The following is a 15774-nucleotide window of genomic DNA, read 5'->3' on the forward strand; positions in this document are numbered from 1 at the left end:
AAAGTGAAGATAACTGAGCTGTTAACAAGAGATACAATTCATCTCAATATAGAAAGCAAAGAGAAAGAAAACGTTATCGATGAAATGGTGACAGTGCTTGACAAAGCCGGCAGATTAAATGACAGAGAGGCTTACAAAGCAGCCATTTTAAATCGTGAAAGCCAAAGCTCGACGGGAATCGGCGAAGGCATTGCCATTCCTCATGCGAAGACGGCGAGCGTCATTAACCCGGCCATCGCATTCGGCCGTTCAAAAGATGGTGTGGATTATGAATCATTAGACGGTCAGCCGGCACACCTGGTCTTTATGATTGCGGCAACCGAAGGAGCGAATAATACGCACCTTGAGGCATTATCAAGACTTTCAACGCTTCTTATGCGTGAGGAAATCCGCAAACAGCTTCTTGAAGCTGAATCAGAAGACGCGATCATTGACATCATCAATCAGCATGACAAAGATGACGATGAGGAAGAAGAAGAGCAGGAAGAACAGGCAGCGCCGTCAGGAAAAGGCAAAATCCTTGCCGTTACGGCATGTCCGACAGGTATCGCCCATACGTTCATGGCAGCTGACGCACTGAAGGAAAAAGCGAAAGAGCTCGGCGTTGACATTAAAGTCGAGACAAACGGCTCAAGCGGTATCAAACATAAGCTGACGGCTCAAGAAATTGAAGACGCGCCTGCGATCATCGTGGCGGCTGATAAACAGGTTGAAATGGAGCGCTTTAAAGGCAAACATGTTCTTCAAGTACCTGTAACAGCTGGTATCAGACGTCCTCAGGAACTGATTGAAAAAGCCGTTAACCAAGATGCGCCGATTTACGAGGGCAGCGGCGGCGGATCTTCCGCTTCAAATGAAGACGGCCCGAAACAGAAATCAGGCACAAGTATCGGAAGCACTTTCTATAAACACTTAATGAGCGGTGTCAGCAACATGCTGCCATTTGTCGTCGGTGGCGGAATTCTCGTTGCGATCTCATTCTTCTGGGGAATTCATTCAGCTGATCCGAAAGACCCGACATACAACACGTTTGCCGCAGCGCTGAACTTTATCGGCAGCGATAATGCGTTAAAACTGATCGTTGCCGTTCTTGCCGGATTCATCGCAATGAGTATTGCGGACCGTCCGGGATTTGCGCCGGGTATGGTCGGCGGATTTATGGCTACGCAGGCGAATGCCGGATTCTTGGGCGGACTGATTGCCGGATTCTTAGCCGGTTATGTCGTAATCCTGCTGAAAAAGCTGTTTGTCTTTATCCCTCAATCTCTTGACGGATTAAAACCTGTACTGATTTATCCGCTGCTCGGTATTTTTATCACAGGAGTTCTGATGCAATTTGTCATAAACACTCCTGTAGCAGCGTTCATGAATTTCTTAACAAATTGGCTTGAAAGCCTTGGAACTGGAAACCTTGTCTTAATGGGTATTATTTTAGGCGGTATGATGGCTATCGACATGGGCGGCCCGCTCAATAAAGCGGCCTTCACTTTCGGTATCGCGATGATCGATGCCGGAAACTATGCGCCGCATGCGGCCATCATGGCGGGCGGAATGGCTCCGCCGCTTGGAATCGCACTGGCGACAACATTCTTTAAACACAAATTCTCTAAACGTGACCGTGAAGCCGGTATTACGTGCTACTTCATGGGAGCAGCTTTCGTTACAGAAGGCGCCATCCCGTTTGCAGCGGCTGATCCGCTTCGCGTCATCCCTGCAGCCGTTGTCGGTTCTGCGGTAGCGGGCGGGTTGACAGAGTTTTTCCGGGTAACGCTTCCTGCACCGCACGGAGGAATATTCGTTGCATTCATTACGAACCATCCGCTGCTTTACTTAATGAGTATCGTGATCGGAGCGATTGTAACGGCGGTTATCTTGGGAATCGTCAAAAAACCGGTTGTAGAGAAATAAGCAAAAAGCGTCCTTTACGGGCGCTTTTTTCAATCATGTGCGCATAGAAGCGTTATGTATTTTATGATGAGTTATGATAAAGTAAAGATGGTACATGAACCGAAACAGTGATCGTCTAGGAGGAACCACGTTGACTGAAGAACAAAAACCTACTTCTGAAAAATCGGTAAAAAGAAAATCCAACACATATTGGGAATGGGGAAAGGCCATCATTATAGCGGTCGCACTTGCGCTGTTAATCCGCCATTTCCTGTTTGAACCGTACTTAGTGGAAGGATCATCAATGTACCCGACATTACATGACGGTGAAAGGCTGTTTGTCAACAAAAGCGTCAATTATATCGGAGAAATCGAGCGGGGGGACATCGTCATTATTAACGGCGATACATCGAAAGTCCATTATGTAAAGCGGCTCATCGGAAAACCGGGAGAAACGGTGGAAATGAAAAATGACACGCTTTATATAAACGGCAAAAAAATCGCAGAACCGTACCTCGCGAGCAATAAAAAAGAAGCGAAAAAACTGGGAGTCAACCTGACGGGAGATTTCGGCCCCGTAAAGGTTCCGAAAGGCAAATACTTCGTCATGGGTGACAATCGGCTGAACTCAATGGACAGCCGGAACGGACTCGGTTTAATTGCCGAAAACCGGATCGTCGGCACCTCGAAGTTTGTGTTCTTCCCGTTTCATGATATGCGTCAGACAAAATAAAAACGCCGCGCTGCCCGATTTGGACAGCAGGCGTTTTTTATTTGGCAAACGAGGCGGCGACGGCAATGAACAATACCGTGGCCAGCACTGATCCGACAATGGCCAGAACGCTGAAAAAAAGATTCACCTGCTTCTTCTCTTTGCCGCGTTTTTCAAGCATCCGTTTTGAAAAGAGATGCGAAAACGTATAAATGAGGGCGATTCCGATGTACAAGCCGATGTCACGGGCCGTAAAGCCTGTGACGGCCAGAAAAACCCCGGTGAAGAAAATCATAAGACAGTATTCTGTGAGTGTTAAAAGCTTCAACTTGTTCCTCCGTGATGAATATGTATATATATCTATTGTATCACAGCGCTCCGGGTTTGACGCCTGCATCTTTTCAAACCCGTATATTCGCAGGGAAACATTTCTCTTCCCCTTTATTCATGGTATACTTTTAATGATGATAGACACGATGGAGGATTCTAAATGATTGCTGTAAATAATGTGAGCTTGCGTTTTGCGGATCGCAAGTTATTTGAAGATGTCAATATTAAATTTACGCCGGGCAACTGCTACGGATTAATAGGCGCAAACGGTGCCGGAAAATCAACATTTTTGAAAATTTTATCCGGTGAGCTGGAGCCGCAGACCGGCGATGTCCATATGAGCCCGGGTGAACGTCTTGCCATTCTGAAGCAGAACCACTTTGAATATGAAGACTTCGAAGTGCTGAAAGTCGTCATTATGGGACATAAACGTTTATACGAAGTTATGCAGGAAAAAGACGCGATTTATATGAAGCCTGATTTTTCAGATGAAGACGGCATCCGCGCCGCTGAGCTTGAAGGAGAGTTTGCGGAATTAAACGGATGGGAAGCTGAAAGTGAAGCCGCTATTTTGTTAAAGGGCCTGGGCATCTCTGAAGACCTGCATACGAAGAAAATGGCGGACTTAGGCGGTTCAGAAAAGGTGAAAGTGCTTTTGGCACAGGCGCTGTTCGGCAAGCCGGACGTTCTGCTGCTTGATGAACCGACCAACCACTTGGATCTGAAAGCGATTCAGTGGCTGGAAGAGTTTTTAATCAACTTTGAGAACACAGTCATCGTCGTATCCCATGACCGTCACTTTTTAAATAAAGTGTGCACGCACATCGCCGATCTTGATTTTAATAAAATTCAAGTGTACGTCGGCAACTATGATTTCTGGTATGAATCCAGCCAGCTTGCTTTAAAGCTTTCTCAGGAAGCCAACAAGAAAAAAGAAGAGCAGATTAAACAGCTTCAGGAGTTCGTGGCCAGATTCAGCGCCAACGCTTCTAAATCAAAGCAGGCGACATCAAGAAAGAAACTCCTTGATAAAATCACGCTTGATGATATCAAACCGTCATCACGCCGTTATCCTTATGTCAATTTCACGCCGGAACGCGAGATCGGAAATGACGTGCTGCGGGTTGAAGGCTTAACAAAAACGATTGACGGGGTAAAAGTGCTTGATAACGTCAGCTTTATTATGAACAGAGAAGATAAAATCGCTTTTACGGGCCGCAACGAACTTGCCGTTACGACATTGTTTAAAATCATTTCCGGGGAAATGGAAGCTGACAGCGGCACATTTAAATGGGGCGTGACCACTTCTCAGGCGTACTTCCCTAAAGACAACAGCGAGTATTTTGACGGCAGCGATGTGAACCTTGTTGACTGGCTCCGCCAATACTCGCCGCATGACCAAAGCGAAAGCTTTCTGCGCGGTTTCTTAGGACGCATGCTGTTCTCAGGAGAAGAAGTCAACAAAAAATCAAACGTTCTTTCCGGAGGAGAAAAAGTGCGCTGCATGCTTTCAAAAGCGATGCTTTCCGGCGCGAATATTTTAATTCTGGATGAACCGACAAACCACTTAGATTTGGAATCCATTACGGCGCTTAACAACGGCTTAATCAGCTTTAAAGGCGCTATGCTGTTTTCATCTCATGACCATCAGTTTGTACAGACAATTGCCAACCGCATCATTGAATTAACGCCTAAAGGCATTGTTGACAAACAAATGTCTTATGACGAATTTCTTGAAAACGCGGATGTACAGAAAAAGCTTGAAGAGCTATACGCGTAATAAAGAAGCAGGGGAGACTCTGCTTTTTTATTTATGAAAAAAGTTTTCAATCTTCTGACTTCCCGTTACAATAAATGAATACATAACTTGAAAAGATACGGAGGAATGCATCATGAAGTTTTTAATTGTCGGAGCTGGAGGAGTGGGCGGATATATCGGCGCGCGTCTTGCAGAAAAGGGAAATGACGTTACGTTTCTCGTCCGCAAGAAACGGGCGGAACAATTACAAGAAACGGGTTTGACCGTCAAAAGTGCAAAAGGTGATGTTTCAATCAAGCCGAAATTAATGATGGCGGGCGAAGAAGGAGCATTTGACGCCGTTATTATCGCTTCAAAAGCGTATTCTTTGCAGGACGTTATTCGGGATGTCAAACCGTTTGTCAAACCTTCGTCGGTCATTATTCCTTTTTTAAACGGATACAGGCACTATAACCAGCTGTTTGAAGCTTTTTCAAAACGGCAGGTGCTGGGCGGCCTCTGCTTTATTGAGAGCGCCCTTAACGACAAAGGGGACATTCTTCATACGAGCGCTGCCCACCGCTTTGTTTTCGGTGAATGGAACGGGGAACGCACAGAACGTATGAACGAGCTGGAAAACGCATTTGCAGGTGTGAAAGCGGATGTCATCATCAGCCGGGATATTGAAAAGGACATTTGGAAAAAATATATGTTTATTGCCGCGCAGGCGGGAGTGACCACTCTGTTTCAACAGCCGGTCGGACCGATTTTAGAAACAGAAGGCGGCCGCAACACGGCAAAGCGCCTCTTTGCTGAAATCGGAGCCATTTTCAAGGCTGCCGGCATCCCGAAAGATCCTGGTCTGGAAGAAGAGAGTTATCGCACATTGACAAGCATGTCTTACCATATGAAATCGTCGATGCTGAGAGATATGGAAAAGGGCAGGGTGACGGAAGGTGATCATTTACACGGATTTTTGCTTGAGAAAGCGAAAGGCTTGTCAGTTGATACACCTGTTTTGGAAACCGTCTGCGCCAACTTGCAAATGTATGAAGCGAAATAAAAAGGAGGCCTGATCGCCTCCTTTTTTATTAAAATGCCCAGTTTCCGTTTCTGAAGATCGGTTCTCTTTTGCCGTCCGCCGTAATGCCGTCGATATTCATATCTTTGGAACCGACCATAAAATCTACGTGTGTAATGCTTTCATTTAAGCCCTCTTTGACAAGCTCTTCCCGTGTCATTTGTTTACCGCCCTCAATATTAAAGGCATACGCACTGCCGATCGCCAAGTGGTTAGAGGCGTTTTCATCGTACAGTGTGTTGTAAAATAAAATATTTGATTGTGAAATCGGTGAATCGTACGGCACTAAGGCCACTTCTCCGAGATAGTGTGAGCCTTCATCGGTTTCGACGATGCCTTTTAAAATCTCCTCGCCTTTTTCAGCTTTCACATCGACAATGCGGCCGTTTTCAAAGGTAAGAGTGAAGTTATCAATAATGTTGCCGCCGTAGCTCAGCGGTTTCGTGCTGGAAACCGTGCCGTTCACCCCGTCACGCTGCGGGAGGGTGAAAACCTCTTCTGTCGGCATGTTGGCCATGAATTCGTGCCCGCTCTCATTCACGCTTCCCGCGCCTGCCCATACATGTTTTTTCGGCAGTTCAATGGTTAAGTCTGTTCCTTCAGCTTGATAATGCAGGGCGCTGTAATGTTTTTTGTTCAGGTGTTCCACTTTCTCATGAAGATTTTGATCATGTTTTTTCCATGCTTCCACAGGGTTTTCTTCATTTACGCGGGTCGTTTTGAAAATTTCTTCCCATAAAAGCTGAACGGCTGTTTCTTCCGGCTGATCCGGGAACACTTTTTTCGCCCAGCCTGTTGAAGCCGCTCCGATCACCGTCCAGCTGACCTTATCTGATTGAATATATTGTCTGTATGTATGCAATGCTTTTCCGGCGGCTTTTTGGAACGCTGCAATCCGTTTGCCGTCAGTGCCTTTTAACAGGTCGGGGTCGGATGAGACAACAGAAATAAACGCAGCCCCTTTTTTCGCGAGCTCTTCTTTTCCTTTTGCTTCCCATTCAGGATACTCTTCAAACGCTTCAAACGGTGCCATCTCGTATTTTAATCTGGACAGTTCATCGTCCTGCCAATTTACGGTGACGTTTTTTGCGCCTTTTTCATAAGAATGTTTGGCAAGCAGTCTGACTAGTTCCCGAACATCAGTTGAGGCATTGATTACGACATGCTGTCCTTTTTGGACATTGACGCCGACTTCTACCGCCAGCTGAGCATATGTATGTAACTTTTCAGTAAACGAACTCATCGTTCATTCCTCCTCATCGGTTTTTCTCATCATATCAAATATCGCCTCATAAAGGAAAGAAAGGAGCACAAACGAAAAAGACACAGCTTTTGCTGCGTCTTTACGGGTGATTCAGTTTTACGGCGCCGCCGGCCGGAGAATGGGGCATATTGGCCAGTGAAATGCTCATACCCCCCAAAATAATTCCGCTTAAAATGACGGCTACTGCTACGCGTCTTCCCACATCTCTAAGCATATGCTTCCTCCTTAATGTTTCTCCAGTTCTCACAATATGAGCCGGCCGGAGAAAAAAGAAGAACAATCTTATTATTTAATCGCTTTTTGCAGCTTGTCGATGACGTCTAATGAACGCCCCGTGCCGATAGCCACTGATTCAAGCGGATTTGCCGCCAAATGAACGGGAACGACGATTTCTTCTGTCAGCCATTCTTTCATCCCGTTTAAAAGGGAGCCTCCGCCGGTTAACACGACGCCGCGGTCAACAATATCACCGCTGAGCTCCGGCGGACAATCTTCAAGTGTCGCTCTGATCGCTTCAAGAATATGCAGGAGCGACTCACGCATCGCGTGCTGAATTTCATTAGACTGCAGTCTGATTGTCTTCGGCAGACCGGTTACAAGGTCACGGCCGCGGATTTCCATCGTTTCCGGCACATGTTCAATCAATGCAAAACCGATTTCCATTTTCACTTGTTCTGCCGTACGTTCCCCGATCAGCAGGTTGTATTTTTTTCTGACGAACGAGGCGATATCTTCATCAAGCTGGTCGCCGCCGATTCTGATCGAATGGCAGGATACGACGCCCCCGAATGAGATGATGGCGACTTCAGTCGTACCGCCGCCGATATCTACGACGACGTTTGCGACCGGCTCGTCAACAGGGAGGTCGGCCCCGATTGCAGCGGCTACGGGTTCTTCAATCAAGTGAACGTTTTTCGCTCCGCAGTTTTTGACAGCGTCACTGATGGCGCGGCGTTCAACGGCTGTTGAGCCTGAAGGCGTGCAGACGACGACATTCGGTTTGCGGAAAGTCATTCCGATTTTTTTTCCGGCTTTTTTCATAATGTGTTTTAATAAGTCAGTTGTCATATCATAATCAGCAATGACACCGTCTTTCATCGGCCGTACGGCGACGATTTTCCCCGGCGTCTTTCCGATCATGCTTTTGGCATCCGTTCCGATGGCAAGCACCGCTTTCGTTGTTGTATCTACAGCGACAACGGAAGGTTCGTTTAAAATAATTCCTTTATTTTTACTGTAAACAAGTATATTAGCGGTTCCTAAGTCGATTCCGATCTCAGTTGATTGAAACATGTTTTCACCCAATCCCTATCCTGATTTAATTGATTCTACATTTAAAGTTTCTGAGAAAAACCACGATTTTTGGGGGTTTCCGCCGGGAATGAAATGTTTTTGTAAAAAAGGAGGGAAAGTCTGTATCCCATATTTCAAAAGGATTTTCTTTTGTAAAAAAACATTCAGTTCCGGATGCTGAGAAACTTTTGCTCCGTTCCTTTCGTCTACGTTTATGAAGGATTTTCCTTGGACATAAAGAAGAGACATTAAAGGAAGTAGGGGATTTCTATGAAATCAATTGGTGTAGTAAGAAAAGTAGACGAACTCGGGCGTATTGTCATGCCGATTGAATTGAGAAGAGCATTGGATATCGCTATTAAAGATAGTATTGAATTTTTCGTTGACGGAGACAAAATTGTCTTAAAAAAATACAAGCCGCACGGCATTTGCTTAATGACGGGGGAAATTACCTCCGAAAATCAGGAGTACGGCAACGGCAAAATTATTTTAAGTCCTGAAGGAGCGAAAATGCTGCTTGAGGAAATCGAGGAAGCGTTAAAAGGTAGATCATAATCGGCAAAAAGGGCGGAGCATCATTCCGTCCTTTTATTATGAACTTGTGCAAAAACTCACGGGAAAAGTAAGCGAACCTGCTCAATTAATTGGGAATAGTTATCATTTTTTAGTCAATAATGCAGTCAACAATGTTACAATATATGTAGAAATGCTAGCGGCAGGTGGGACTATGGGAAAATATCAAGCGCGTATCATTTCCTTAATCTTGGCAATGATTTTTATTATGTTTTGGGATTATTTATTTTATATGATTGAACGGAATCCGATTAACTGGCCAGTTGACATCACCTTTACCGCCGTCACATTAATCGGCGTCTGGCTGCTGGCTTATTATGTGGACAATAAAAAGCAGCTGCTGGCGGAGCTGAAGGACAGCGAGCAGAAAGCAAAGGCGCTTTCAGATGAGAAAAACCGGATCATGGACAATCTGCAGGAAATCGTTTTTCAGACGGATGCACAAGGGAATATTACATATTTGAATCAGGCCTGGACGGCGATTACGGGCCACTCCATCAGCGAATGTATGGGCACGATGTATAATGATTATTTTATAAAAGAAAAACATATCATTGATTATATTATCTCCCAAATCAAGCAGCAGTCCCCGTCAGGAATGTTTACGGCCAAATATATTAAAAGAGACGGCTCGATCTTTTGGGGAGAAGTCCATTATAAGCTGTATTATGACCGCAGACAGAAATTTGTCGGAAGCCTGGGGACGATGTCTGATATCAGTGAACGGAAAAAAGCGGTCGACGAGCTTCTGGAAACGAACGAACGCCTTGCCATGCAATCTCAAAAGCTGGCCATTGCCGGGGAGCTTGCGGCAGGAATCGCCCATGAAGTAAGAAATCCTTTAACGTCAGTCAGCGGCTTTCTCCAGCTGATGAAAGCCCAGTATCCGGAAAGAACGGATTATTTTGATATTATTTTTTCGGAGATTAAAAGGATTGATCTCGTGCTGGGGGAGCTGCTTCTGCTCGCCAAGCCGCAGACCGTGACGTTTACCGCTCATCATCTCAACCATATTTTAAGGCAGGTGGCGACGCTTCTTGACACGAACGCGGTGCTGTCGAACACTGTGATTGAGAAGGATTTCAGGCAGACTGAGTCCTGTATGGTCAACGGTGACGAAAACCAGCTGAAACAGGTATTTATCAATATTATTAAAAATGCGATTGAAGCGATGCCTGACGGCGGGAATATTCATATTTATACAAAGCGGGATGAAGAATACGCGGTGATCAGCATACAGGATGAAGGGAACGGTATGTCGAAAGAAAAGCTTGAAAACATCGGGAAACCGTTTTTCTCAACAAAAGATCAGGGAACGGGTCTCGGTCTTCCGATTTGTTTACGAATTCTGAAGGAGCATAATGGTAAACTTAACATTAAGAGCAAAAATGGAGAAGGCAGTACGTTTCAGGTGATTCTGCCGTTAGAAGCGGCTGCTGTCCAAAAGGAGGAAAAATAACTTGCTTCTTTTTGTATACGGTTTGTTACGGAAGCGTGAAGAAAACCATGAACTGCTGAAAGGCGCTCCGTGTGTGTGCGAGCAGGCCGCGATAAACGGCGTGCTGTACGAAACGGATAAAGGTCAGCCTGCGGCGTCTTTAGCAGAAACAGCTTTTGTGTACGGGGAATTGTATGAAACAGATCATCAGATGATCCGTAAGCTGGATGCGTATTATGCTGATTTTGATCGGAAAGAGGTTGCCGTGACGACGGATGCCGGGAATAAAACCGCCTTCGCATATGTCGTAAAGCCCGGCCAGTGTGCCTCATTCAGCCGTATCAAAAGCGGAGACTGGAAAGAATACCGTTTTATGAAACGGGAGGATGACAGTCCGGTTTATTATTTCGCTTACGGCTCCTGTATGGACAATGCCCGGTTTAAACAGGCGGGGGTCGACCACTTTTTTGCCGAGCCGGTCGGAGGGGCGGTTGTTGAAGGGTATTCGACGAGATTCACGTTAAGGCGTCCTGACGGTTCCAGAGCCGATCTTGTTGAAGACGGGGGGCGAACTGAAGGCGTGCTGTACAAGCTCCCGTTTGAAGCGGCAACCTATCTGTACAAAAGAGAAGGTGTTGATAACCACACATACCGTCCCGCGTTCATAGAAGTGTGTGCCGGCGGCCGTGTATACAGAGGCGTCCTGACGTTTCTCGTTCTTGATAAAGCTGAGGAAATTGCGCCTCCGGGTCACTATCAGGAAGAAATCGAACGCGGAGCGGACCTGTATTTATCGCCCGCCTTTTCAGAAAAGCTTAAACGCTATATGAACTCATTGCCGAAAATGTGATACTATTCCTATTAGAGATATTGTTTAAAGGAGTACTGTTATGAGAAAAGAGTTTGCCGTTATCGGTCTCGGACGCTTCGGCGGAAGTATTTGCAAAGCATTAAGTGAAGAAGGCCTTGAGGTCATGGCAATGGATATTGATGAAGATAAAGTAAATGAATACGCCAAAATCGCATCACACGCGGTCATCGGCGATTCAACCGATGAATCGGTGCTGAAAAACTTAGGGCTGCGCAACTTTGACCACGTCATTGTGGCAATCGGCGAAAATATACAGGCGAGCATTTTAACGACGCTGATCTTAAAGGAACTCGGCGTGAACACGATCACGGTAAAAGCGCAGAACGATTATCATGAGAAAGTGCTTGCGAAAATCGGCGCCGACCACATCGTCCACCCTGAACGTGACATGGCAAAACGCATCGCCCACAACATCGTATCAAATAATGTACTTGATTATTTGGAGCTGTCCGACGAACACAGCATTGTGGAGATCGTGGCCAACAGCAGGCTTGCGGGCAACACACTGCTTGATCTGGACATCCGGGCGAAGTACGGCATTAATATCGTGGCCATCAAGAGAGAAAAAGAAGTGATCGTATCTCCGCTGGCGACTGAAATGATCCAAAAAGAAGATATTCTCATCGTTATCGGCTCTCTTACGGACATTTCCCGATTTGAAAAAAGAGTGCTTCATACAAAGTGAAAAGCCGTCCGTAAAAGGACGGTCTTTTATTATGTCAGAATAATAAGACATTTATCGTGTAAGCGTTATTTTCTGCGATTTTTATTGACTATGATCAGGCGATCCGATAGCATATTGTACCATATAAAGAAAAAGAGGAGGCCTCATTTTGAACAAAGAAACACTGGCTGAACGGCTGAATGCATCAGCCGGCAGACAAAAAGCCGATACCGTCATTAAAAACGGAAAAATCATGGATGTATTTAACCAGGAATGGATTTCTGCAGATATCGCCATTACGGGCGGAGTGATCGTCGGGCTGGGCGAATATGAAGGGGAAGAAGTCATTGATGCAGAAGGCCAAATGATCGTTCCGGGCTTTATTGACGGACATGTTCATATCGAGTCCTCTATGGTTACTCCGATTGAATTTGCTAAAGCCGTCCTCCCACACGGAGTGACTACTGTCATTACTGATCCTCACGAAATTGCGAACGTTTCCGGAGCAAAAGGCATTTCATTTATGATAGAGCAGGCGAAAAAGGCGCCGCTGAACATCCGTTTCATGCTTCCTTCCTGTGTTCCCGCCGCTAGCTTTGAACGCTCAGGAGCCGTATTAAAAGCCGAGGATTTAAAGCCTTTTTATCAGGAGAAAGAGGTGCTCGGACTTGCGGAAGTAATGGATTATGTGTCTGTTGCGGAAGGTGAAGAGGATATGCTTCAGAAACTGCTTGATGCCAAGCGTCACGGAAAACGGATCGACGGGCATTTAGCCGGACTCTCTTCAGATATCATCAATATATATAGAACCGCAATGGTGTCAAATGATCATGAAGTGACGACAAAAGAAGAAGCGCTGGACAGAATCAGACGGGGAATGTATGTCATGCTGCGCGAAGGATCGGTGGCAAAAAATACGCTCAATGTGCTGCCGGCGGTGAATGAAAAAAACGCGCGGCGCTTTTTCTTTTGCACGGATGATAAGCATGTAGATGATCTGCTTTCAGAAGGAAGTGTGAACCACCAAGTCAAAATGGCGATGAAGGCGGGACTTGATCCATTCCTTGCGTATCAGCTTGCCAGCTTAAATGCGGCTGAGTGCTACGGTCTTGAAACAAAAGGGGCGGTAGCGCCGGGTTTTGACGCAGATCTGCTGTTCATTTCAGATGTACGGGAGGCTGCCGTCACGAAGACCATGGTCGCCGGCCGGACCGTTGCCGAGAATGGACGCACGGTTTATGAACAGTCTGCCGGTTCCTATTCGCCGGACCAGGCGCTGTTGGATACAGTGCGGCTGAAAGCGCCGCTGACTGAATCGGATTTTCATATACCGATTCAAGAGGGCAAGACAATGAATGTAATCGAAATGATACCGAATCATTTGGAGACGAGAAAAAAAGAAGTGCCTGCACCGTCTGTTGACGCGTTTCGTCCTGATACAGAAAATGATTTATTAAAAATCGCCGTCGCAGAGCGGCACAGCGGCGAAAAAATGATAGGACTCGGGATTGTACAAGGGTTCGGGTTAAAAGAAGGCGCCATCGCCACAACCATTTCTCACGATTCCCATAATATCATCGCCGTCGGTACAAACGATGCCGATTTGGCAAAAGCAATCAACAGGCTCCGTGACACCGGAGGAGGATTAACAGCCGTGAAAAACGGAGAATTGCTTCACTCCGTTCCGCTTCCGATCGCCGGGCTTTTGTCTGATAAGTCGGCGGAATGGGTCAATGACAGCTTGGGCGTGCTTCATGAAAAGCTTCCGCTGCTCGGATTCACCGGTGATTTCAATCCGTTTCTCACATTATCGTTTTTAGCGCTTCCGGTGATTCCGGATATTAAAATGACAGCAGCCGGTCTGTTTGATGTCAAAGCCTTTCAGCATATTCCGCTGCAATAAAAAAACTGCACTCGTAATGAGTGCAGTTTTTTTAGACCTCCATAATGATCGGAAGGATCATCGGGCGGCGTTTTGTTTTTTCGTATAGGAACGGAGCAAGCGTATCGGTAATTTCGTTTTTAATTTCGGACCACTGCGTTGTTTTCCGATCCATTACTTTCTCCAGATGGTTCGAAATGAGCTGCTGCGCGTCATTGATCAAATCACCGGATTCTCTCATGTATACAAAACCTCTTGAGATTAAATCAGGTCCCGCTGAAACCTTAAAGTCGTCCATATTGATGCTGACAACAACGATAACAAGGCCTTCTTCTGAAAGAATGCGGCGGTCGCGGAGCACGATATTGCCGATATCACCGATTCCGCTTCCGTCAATGTAAACGGAGCCGGACGGAATTTTGCCTGCCACAGCGGCTTCTTCGCCTTTGAGGGCCAGCACTTCGCCATTATCCATGATAAAGCAGTTTTCTTCGGGTATGCCGCAATCAGTCGCGAGTTTGACGTGCATTTTCTGCATTCTGTACTCACCGTGAATCGGCATAAAGAACTTCGGTTTGATCAGGCGGAGCATTAATTTCTGCTCTTCCTGTCCGCCGTGTCCGGATGTATGAATGTCATTCAATGAACCGTGAATGACTTCTGCGCCCGCACGGTACAGCTGGTTGATGGTGCGGCTTACGCTGATTGTGTTTCCGGGAATCGGAGAGGAAGAAAAGACGACCGTATCTCCGGGATTAATGGAAATCTGCCGGTGCGTCCCGTTAGCGATGCGTGATAACGCCGCCATCGGTTCACCTTGGCTTCCCGTACATAAAATCGTTACCTTATTGGCAGGCATACGATTGATTTCGTTATGCTCAATAAACGTATTTTTAGGACAGGTAATGTAACCGAGATTTTGTCCGATTTCAATAGCCGATTCCATACTGCGTCCGAATACGGCAACTTTTCTGCCGTTTAAAACGGCTGCTTCAATCACCTGCTGAAGACGGTGTATATTCGAAGCGAATGTCGCAAATATAATTCTGCCGTCCACTTTTCGGAAAATATCGTGAATGCTTTCGCCTACGCGGCGTTCTGACATGGTGAAATCAGGAACCTCACTGTTTGTACTGTCAGAAAGCAGGCACAGAACGCCTTCTTTCCCGATTTCAGCCATCTTAGTCAAGTTTGCCGGTTCGCCTACCGGTGTGAAATCGAACTTAAAGTCCCCGGTATGTACGATATTGCCCGGCGGTGTTTTGACGACGATTCCGTATGAATCCGGAATGCTGTGTGTCGTTCTGAAGAAGGATACAGACGTCTTGCGGAACTTCACGATGTCGTCTTCACCGATGATGTTTAATTTGGTCTGTCTTAACAGCCCGTGCTCTTCAAGTTTATTCCGAAGTAAGCCGATCGCGAGTTTACCGCCGTAAACGGGAATATTTACTTGTCTGAGCAGGTACGGAATACCGCCGATATGGTCTTCGTGACCGTGGGTGATAAACAGACCTTTAATTTTATCTTCATTTTTTACTAAATACGTGTAATCGGGGATTACGTAATCAATGCCGAGAAGTTCATCTTCCGGGAACTTGATTCCCGCATCAATCAGTACAATTTCATCCTGAAACTGCACCCCGTACGTATTTTTCCCGATCTCGCCCAATCCGCCGAGGGCGAAAACGGCAGTCTGGTCATTTTTTACAAATTTCATTCCGCTCATAACTCCAATACTTTAAAATTTTCGCTCTGCTTCTCATATTCTAAAAAAGCACCGTCCACAGGCTGAACAAATTCAATGTTGTATTTCTGATCTTTCAGTTTCGTTCTGACGTCCCGTTCTGAAACGCCCTCAATGTAAAGTGAATCTGTTTTTTCCCGAACAGGTACTTCGTCAGCCTTCTCTTGATAAAATACCTTATAAATCATCCAAATCTCTCCTTAAATGCCGTATGTTAGACTCGCTTATTCTATTATATTCGAAAACGGATTATAAGGAAAGTCTCGAGCAAAAAAGGGACTTTCAAAAACCGAA

Annotated in this window: 15 protein-coding genes; 9 read left to right on the forward strand and 6 right to left on the reverse strand. The window is 46.0% G+C overall.

Features of this window, described 5'->3' with window-relative positions; all coding sequences use genetic code 11:
- Positions 1-3 precede the first annotated feature (3 nt).
- Positions 4-1908, forward strand: a complete 1905-nt coding sequence (locus tag NYE38_RS07390) for a PTS fructose transporter subunit IIABC (protein ID WP_014417629.1) — start codon at positions 4-6, stop codon at positions 1906-1908.
- 130 nt (positions 1909-2038) lie between these two features.
- Complete coding sequence (lepB, locus tag NYE38_RS07395) at positions 2039-2620, forward strand: signal peptidase I (protein WP_003154568.1); 582 nt, start codon at positions 2039-2041, stop codon at positions 2618-2620.
- Between the two features lie 37 nt (positions 2621-2657).
- Here lepB and NYE38_RS07400 read toward each other — a convergent pair whose 3' ends face one another.
- Positions 2658-2927, reverse strand: a complete 270-nt coding sequence (locus NYE38_RS07400; RefSeq protein ID WP_017417691.1) for a hypothetical protein — start codon at positions 2925-2927, stop codon at positions 2658-2660.
- Between the two features lie 162 nt (positions 2928-3089).
- Between NYE38_RS07400 and NYE38_RS07405 the strand changes: the two genes are divergently transcribed.
- Positions 3090-4709 carry an ATP-binding cassette domain-containing protein gene (locus NYE38_RS07405; RefSeq protein ID WP_017417692.1) on the forward strand — a complete coding sequence of 540 codons (1620 nt, stop codon included), beginning with the start codon at positions 3090-3092 and terminating at the stop codon, positions 4707-4709.
- A 112-nt stretch (positions 4710-4821) separates the two neighbouring features.
- Complete coding sequence (locus NYE38_RS07410; RefSeq protein ID WP_025649506.1) at positions 4822-5730, forward strand: ketopantoate reductase family protein; 909 nt, start codon at positions 4822-4824, stop codon at positions 5728-5730.
- A 28-nt stretch (positions 5731-5758) separates the two neighbouring features.
- On the opposite strand, the gene NYE38_RS07415 is transcribed toward NYE38_RS07410, so the two are convergent.
- The 3 genes from NYE38_RS07415 to mreBH form a co-directional block, all read right to left on the reverse strand.
- On the reverse strand, positions 5759-6991 hold the full coding sequence (locus NYE38_RS07415) for an aminopeptidase (protein ID WP_007409644.1): 1233 nt from the start codon (positions 6989-6991) through the stop codon (positions 5759-5761).
- A gap of 100 nt (positions 6992-7091) precedes the next feature.
- Positions 7092-7226, reverse strand: coding sequence for a protein YkpC (locus tag NYE38_RS07420; RefSeq protein WP_003154559.1), 135 nt, complete (start codon positions 7224-7226; stop codon positions 7092-7094).
- Between the two features lie 71 nt (positions 7227-7297).
- Positions 7298-8305 carry a cell shape-determining protein MreBH gene (gene mreBH, locus NYE38_RS07425; protein WP_014417632.1) on the reverse strand — a complete coding sequence of 336 codons (1008 nt, stop codon included), beginning with the start codon at positions 8303-8305 and terminating at the stop codon, positions 7298-7300.
- A 270-nt stretch (positions 8306-8575) separates the two neighbouring features.
- Here mreBH and NYE38_RS07430 point away from each other — a divergent pair, with 270 nt between their 5' ends.
- The 5 genes from NYE38_RS07430 (at position 8576) to ade (ending at position 13754) form a co-directional block, all read left to right on the forward strand.
- Positions 8576-8860 carry an AbrB/MazE/SpoVT family DNA-binding domain-containing protein gene (locus tag NYE38_RS07430; RefSeq protein ID WP_014417633.1) on the forward strand — a complete coding sequence of 95 codons (285 nt, stop codon included), beginning with the start codon at positions 8576-8578 and terminating at the stop codon, positions 8858-8860.
- A 172-nt stretch (positions 8861-9032) separates the two neighbouring features.
- The gene (locus tag NYE38_RS07435) at positions 9033-10337 is read left to right on the forward strand and encodes an ATP-binding protein (protein ID WP_014417634.1); all 1305 of its coding nucleotides are present in this window, start codon (positions 9033-9035) and stop codon (positions 10335-10337) included.
- Between the two features lies 1 nt (position 10338).
- Complete coding sequence (locus NYE38_RS07440; RefSeq protein WP_014417635.1) at positions 10339-11166, forward strand: gamma-glutamylcyclotransferase family protein; 828 nt, start codon at positions 10339-10341, stop codon at positions 11164-11166.
- A gap of 40 nt (positions 11167-11206) precedes the next feature.
- Entirely contained in the window at positions 11207-11872 is a 666-nt protein-coding gene (ktrC, locus tag NYE38_RS07445) for a Ktr system potassium transporter KtrC (RefSeq protein WP_003154554.1), read from the forward strand.
- A gap of 148 nt (positions 11873-12020) precedes the next feature.
- On the forward strand, positions 12021-13754 hold the full coding sequence (gene ade / locus NYE38_RS07450) for an adenine deaminase (protein ID WP_017417696.1): 1734 nt from the start codon (positions 12021-12023) through the stop codon (positions 13752-13754).
- Positions 13755-13785: 31 nt separating this feature from the next.
- Here ade and rnjA read toward each other — a convergent pair whose 3' ends face one another.
- Positions 13786-15453, reverse strand: coding sequence for a ribonuclease J1 (gene rnjA, locus NYE38_RS07455; protein ID WP_003154550.1), 1668 nt, complete (start codon positions 15451-15453; stop codon positions 13786-13788).
- Between the two features lie 5 nt (positions 15454-15458).
- Entirely contained in the window at positions 15459-15668 is a 210-nt protein-coding gene (locus NYE38_RS07460) for a DNA-dependent RNA polymerase subunit epsilon (protein ID WP_003154548.1), read from the reverse strand.
- Between the last annotated feature and the right edge of the window lie 106 nt (positions 15669-15774).

This window comes from Bacillus sp. EU63 (assembly GCF_038592915.1).
Lineage (GTDB): Bacteria > Bacillota > Bacilli > Bacillales > Bacillaceae > Bacillus > Bacillus velezensis.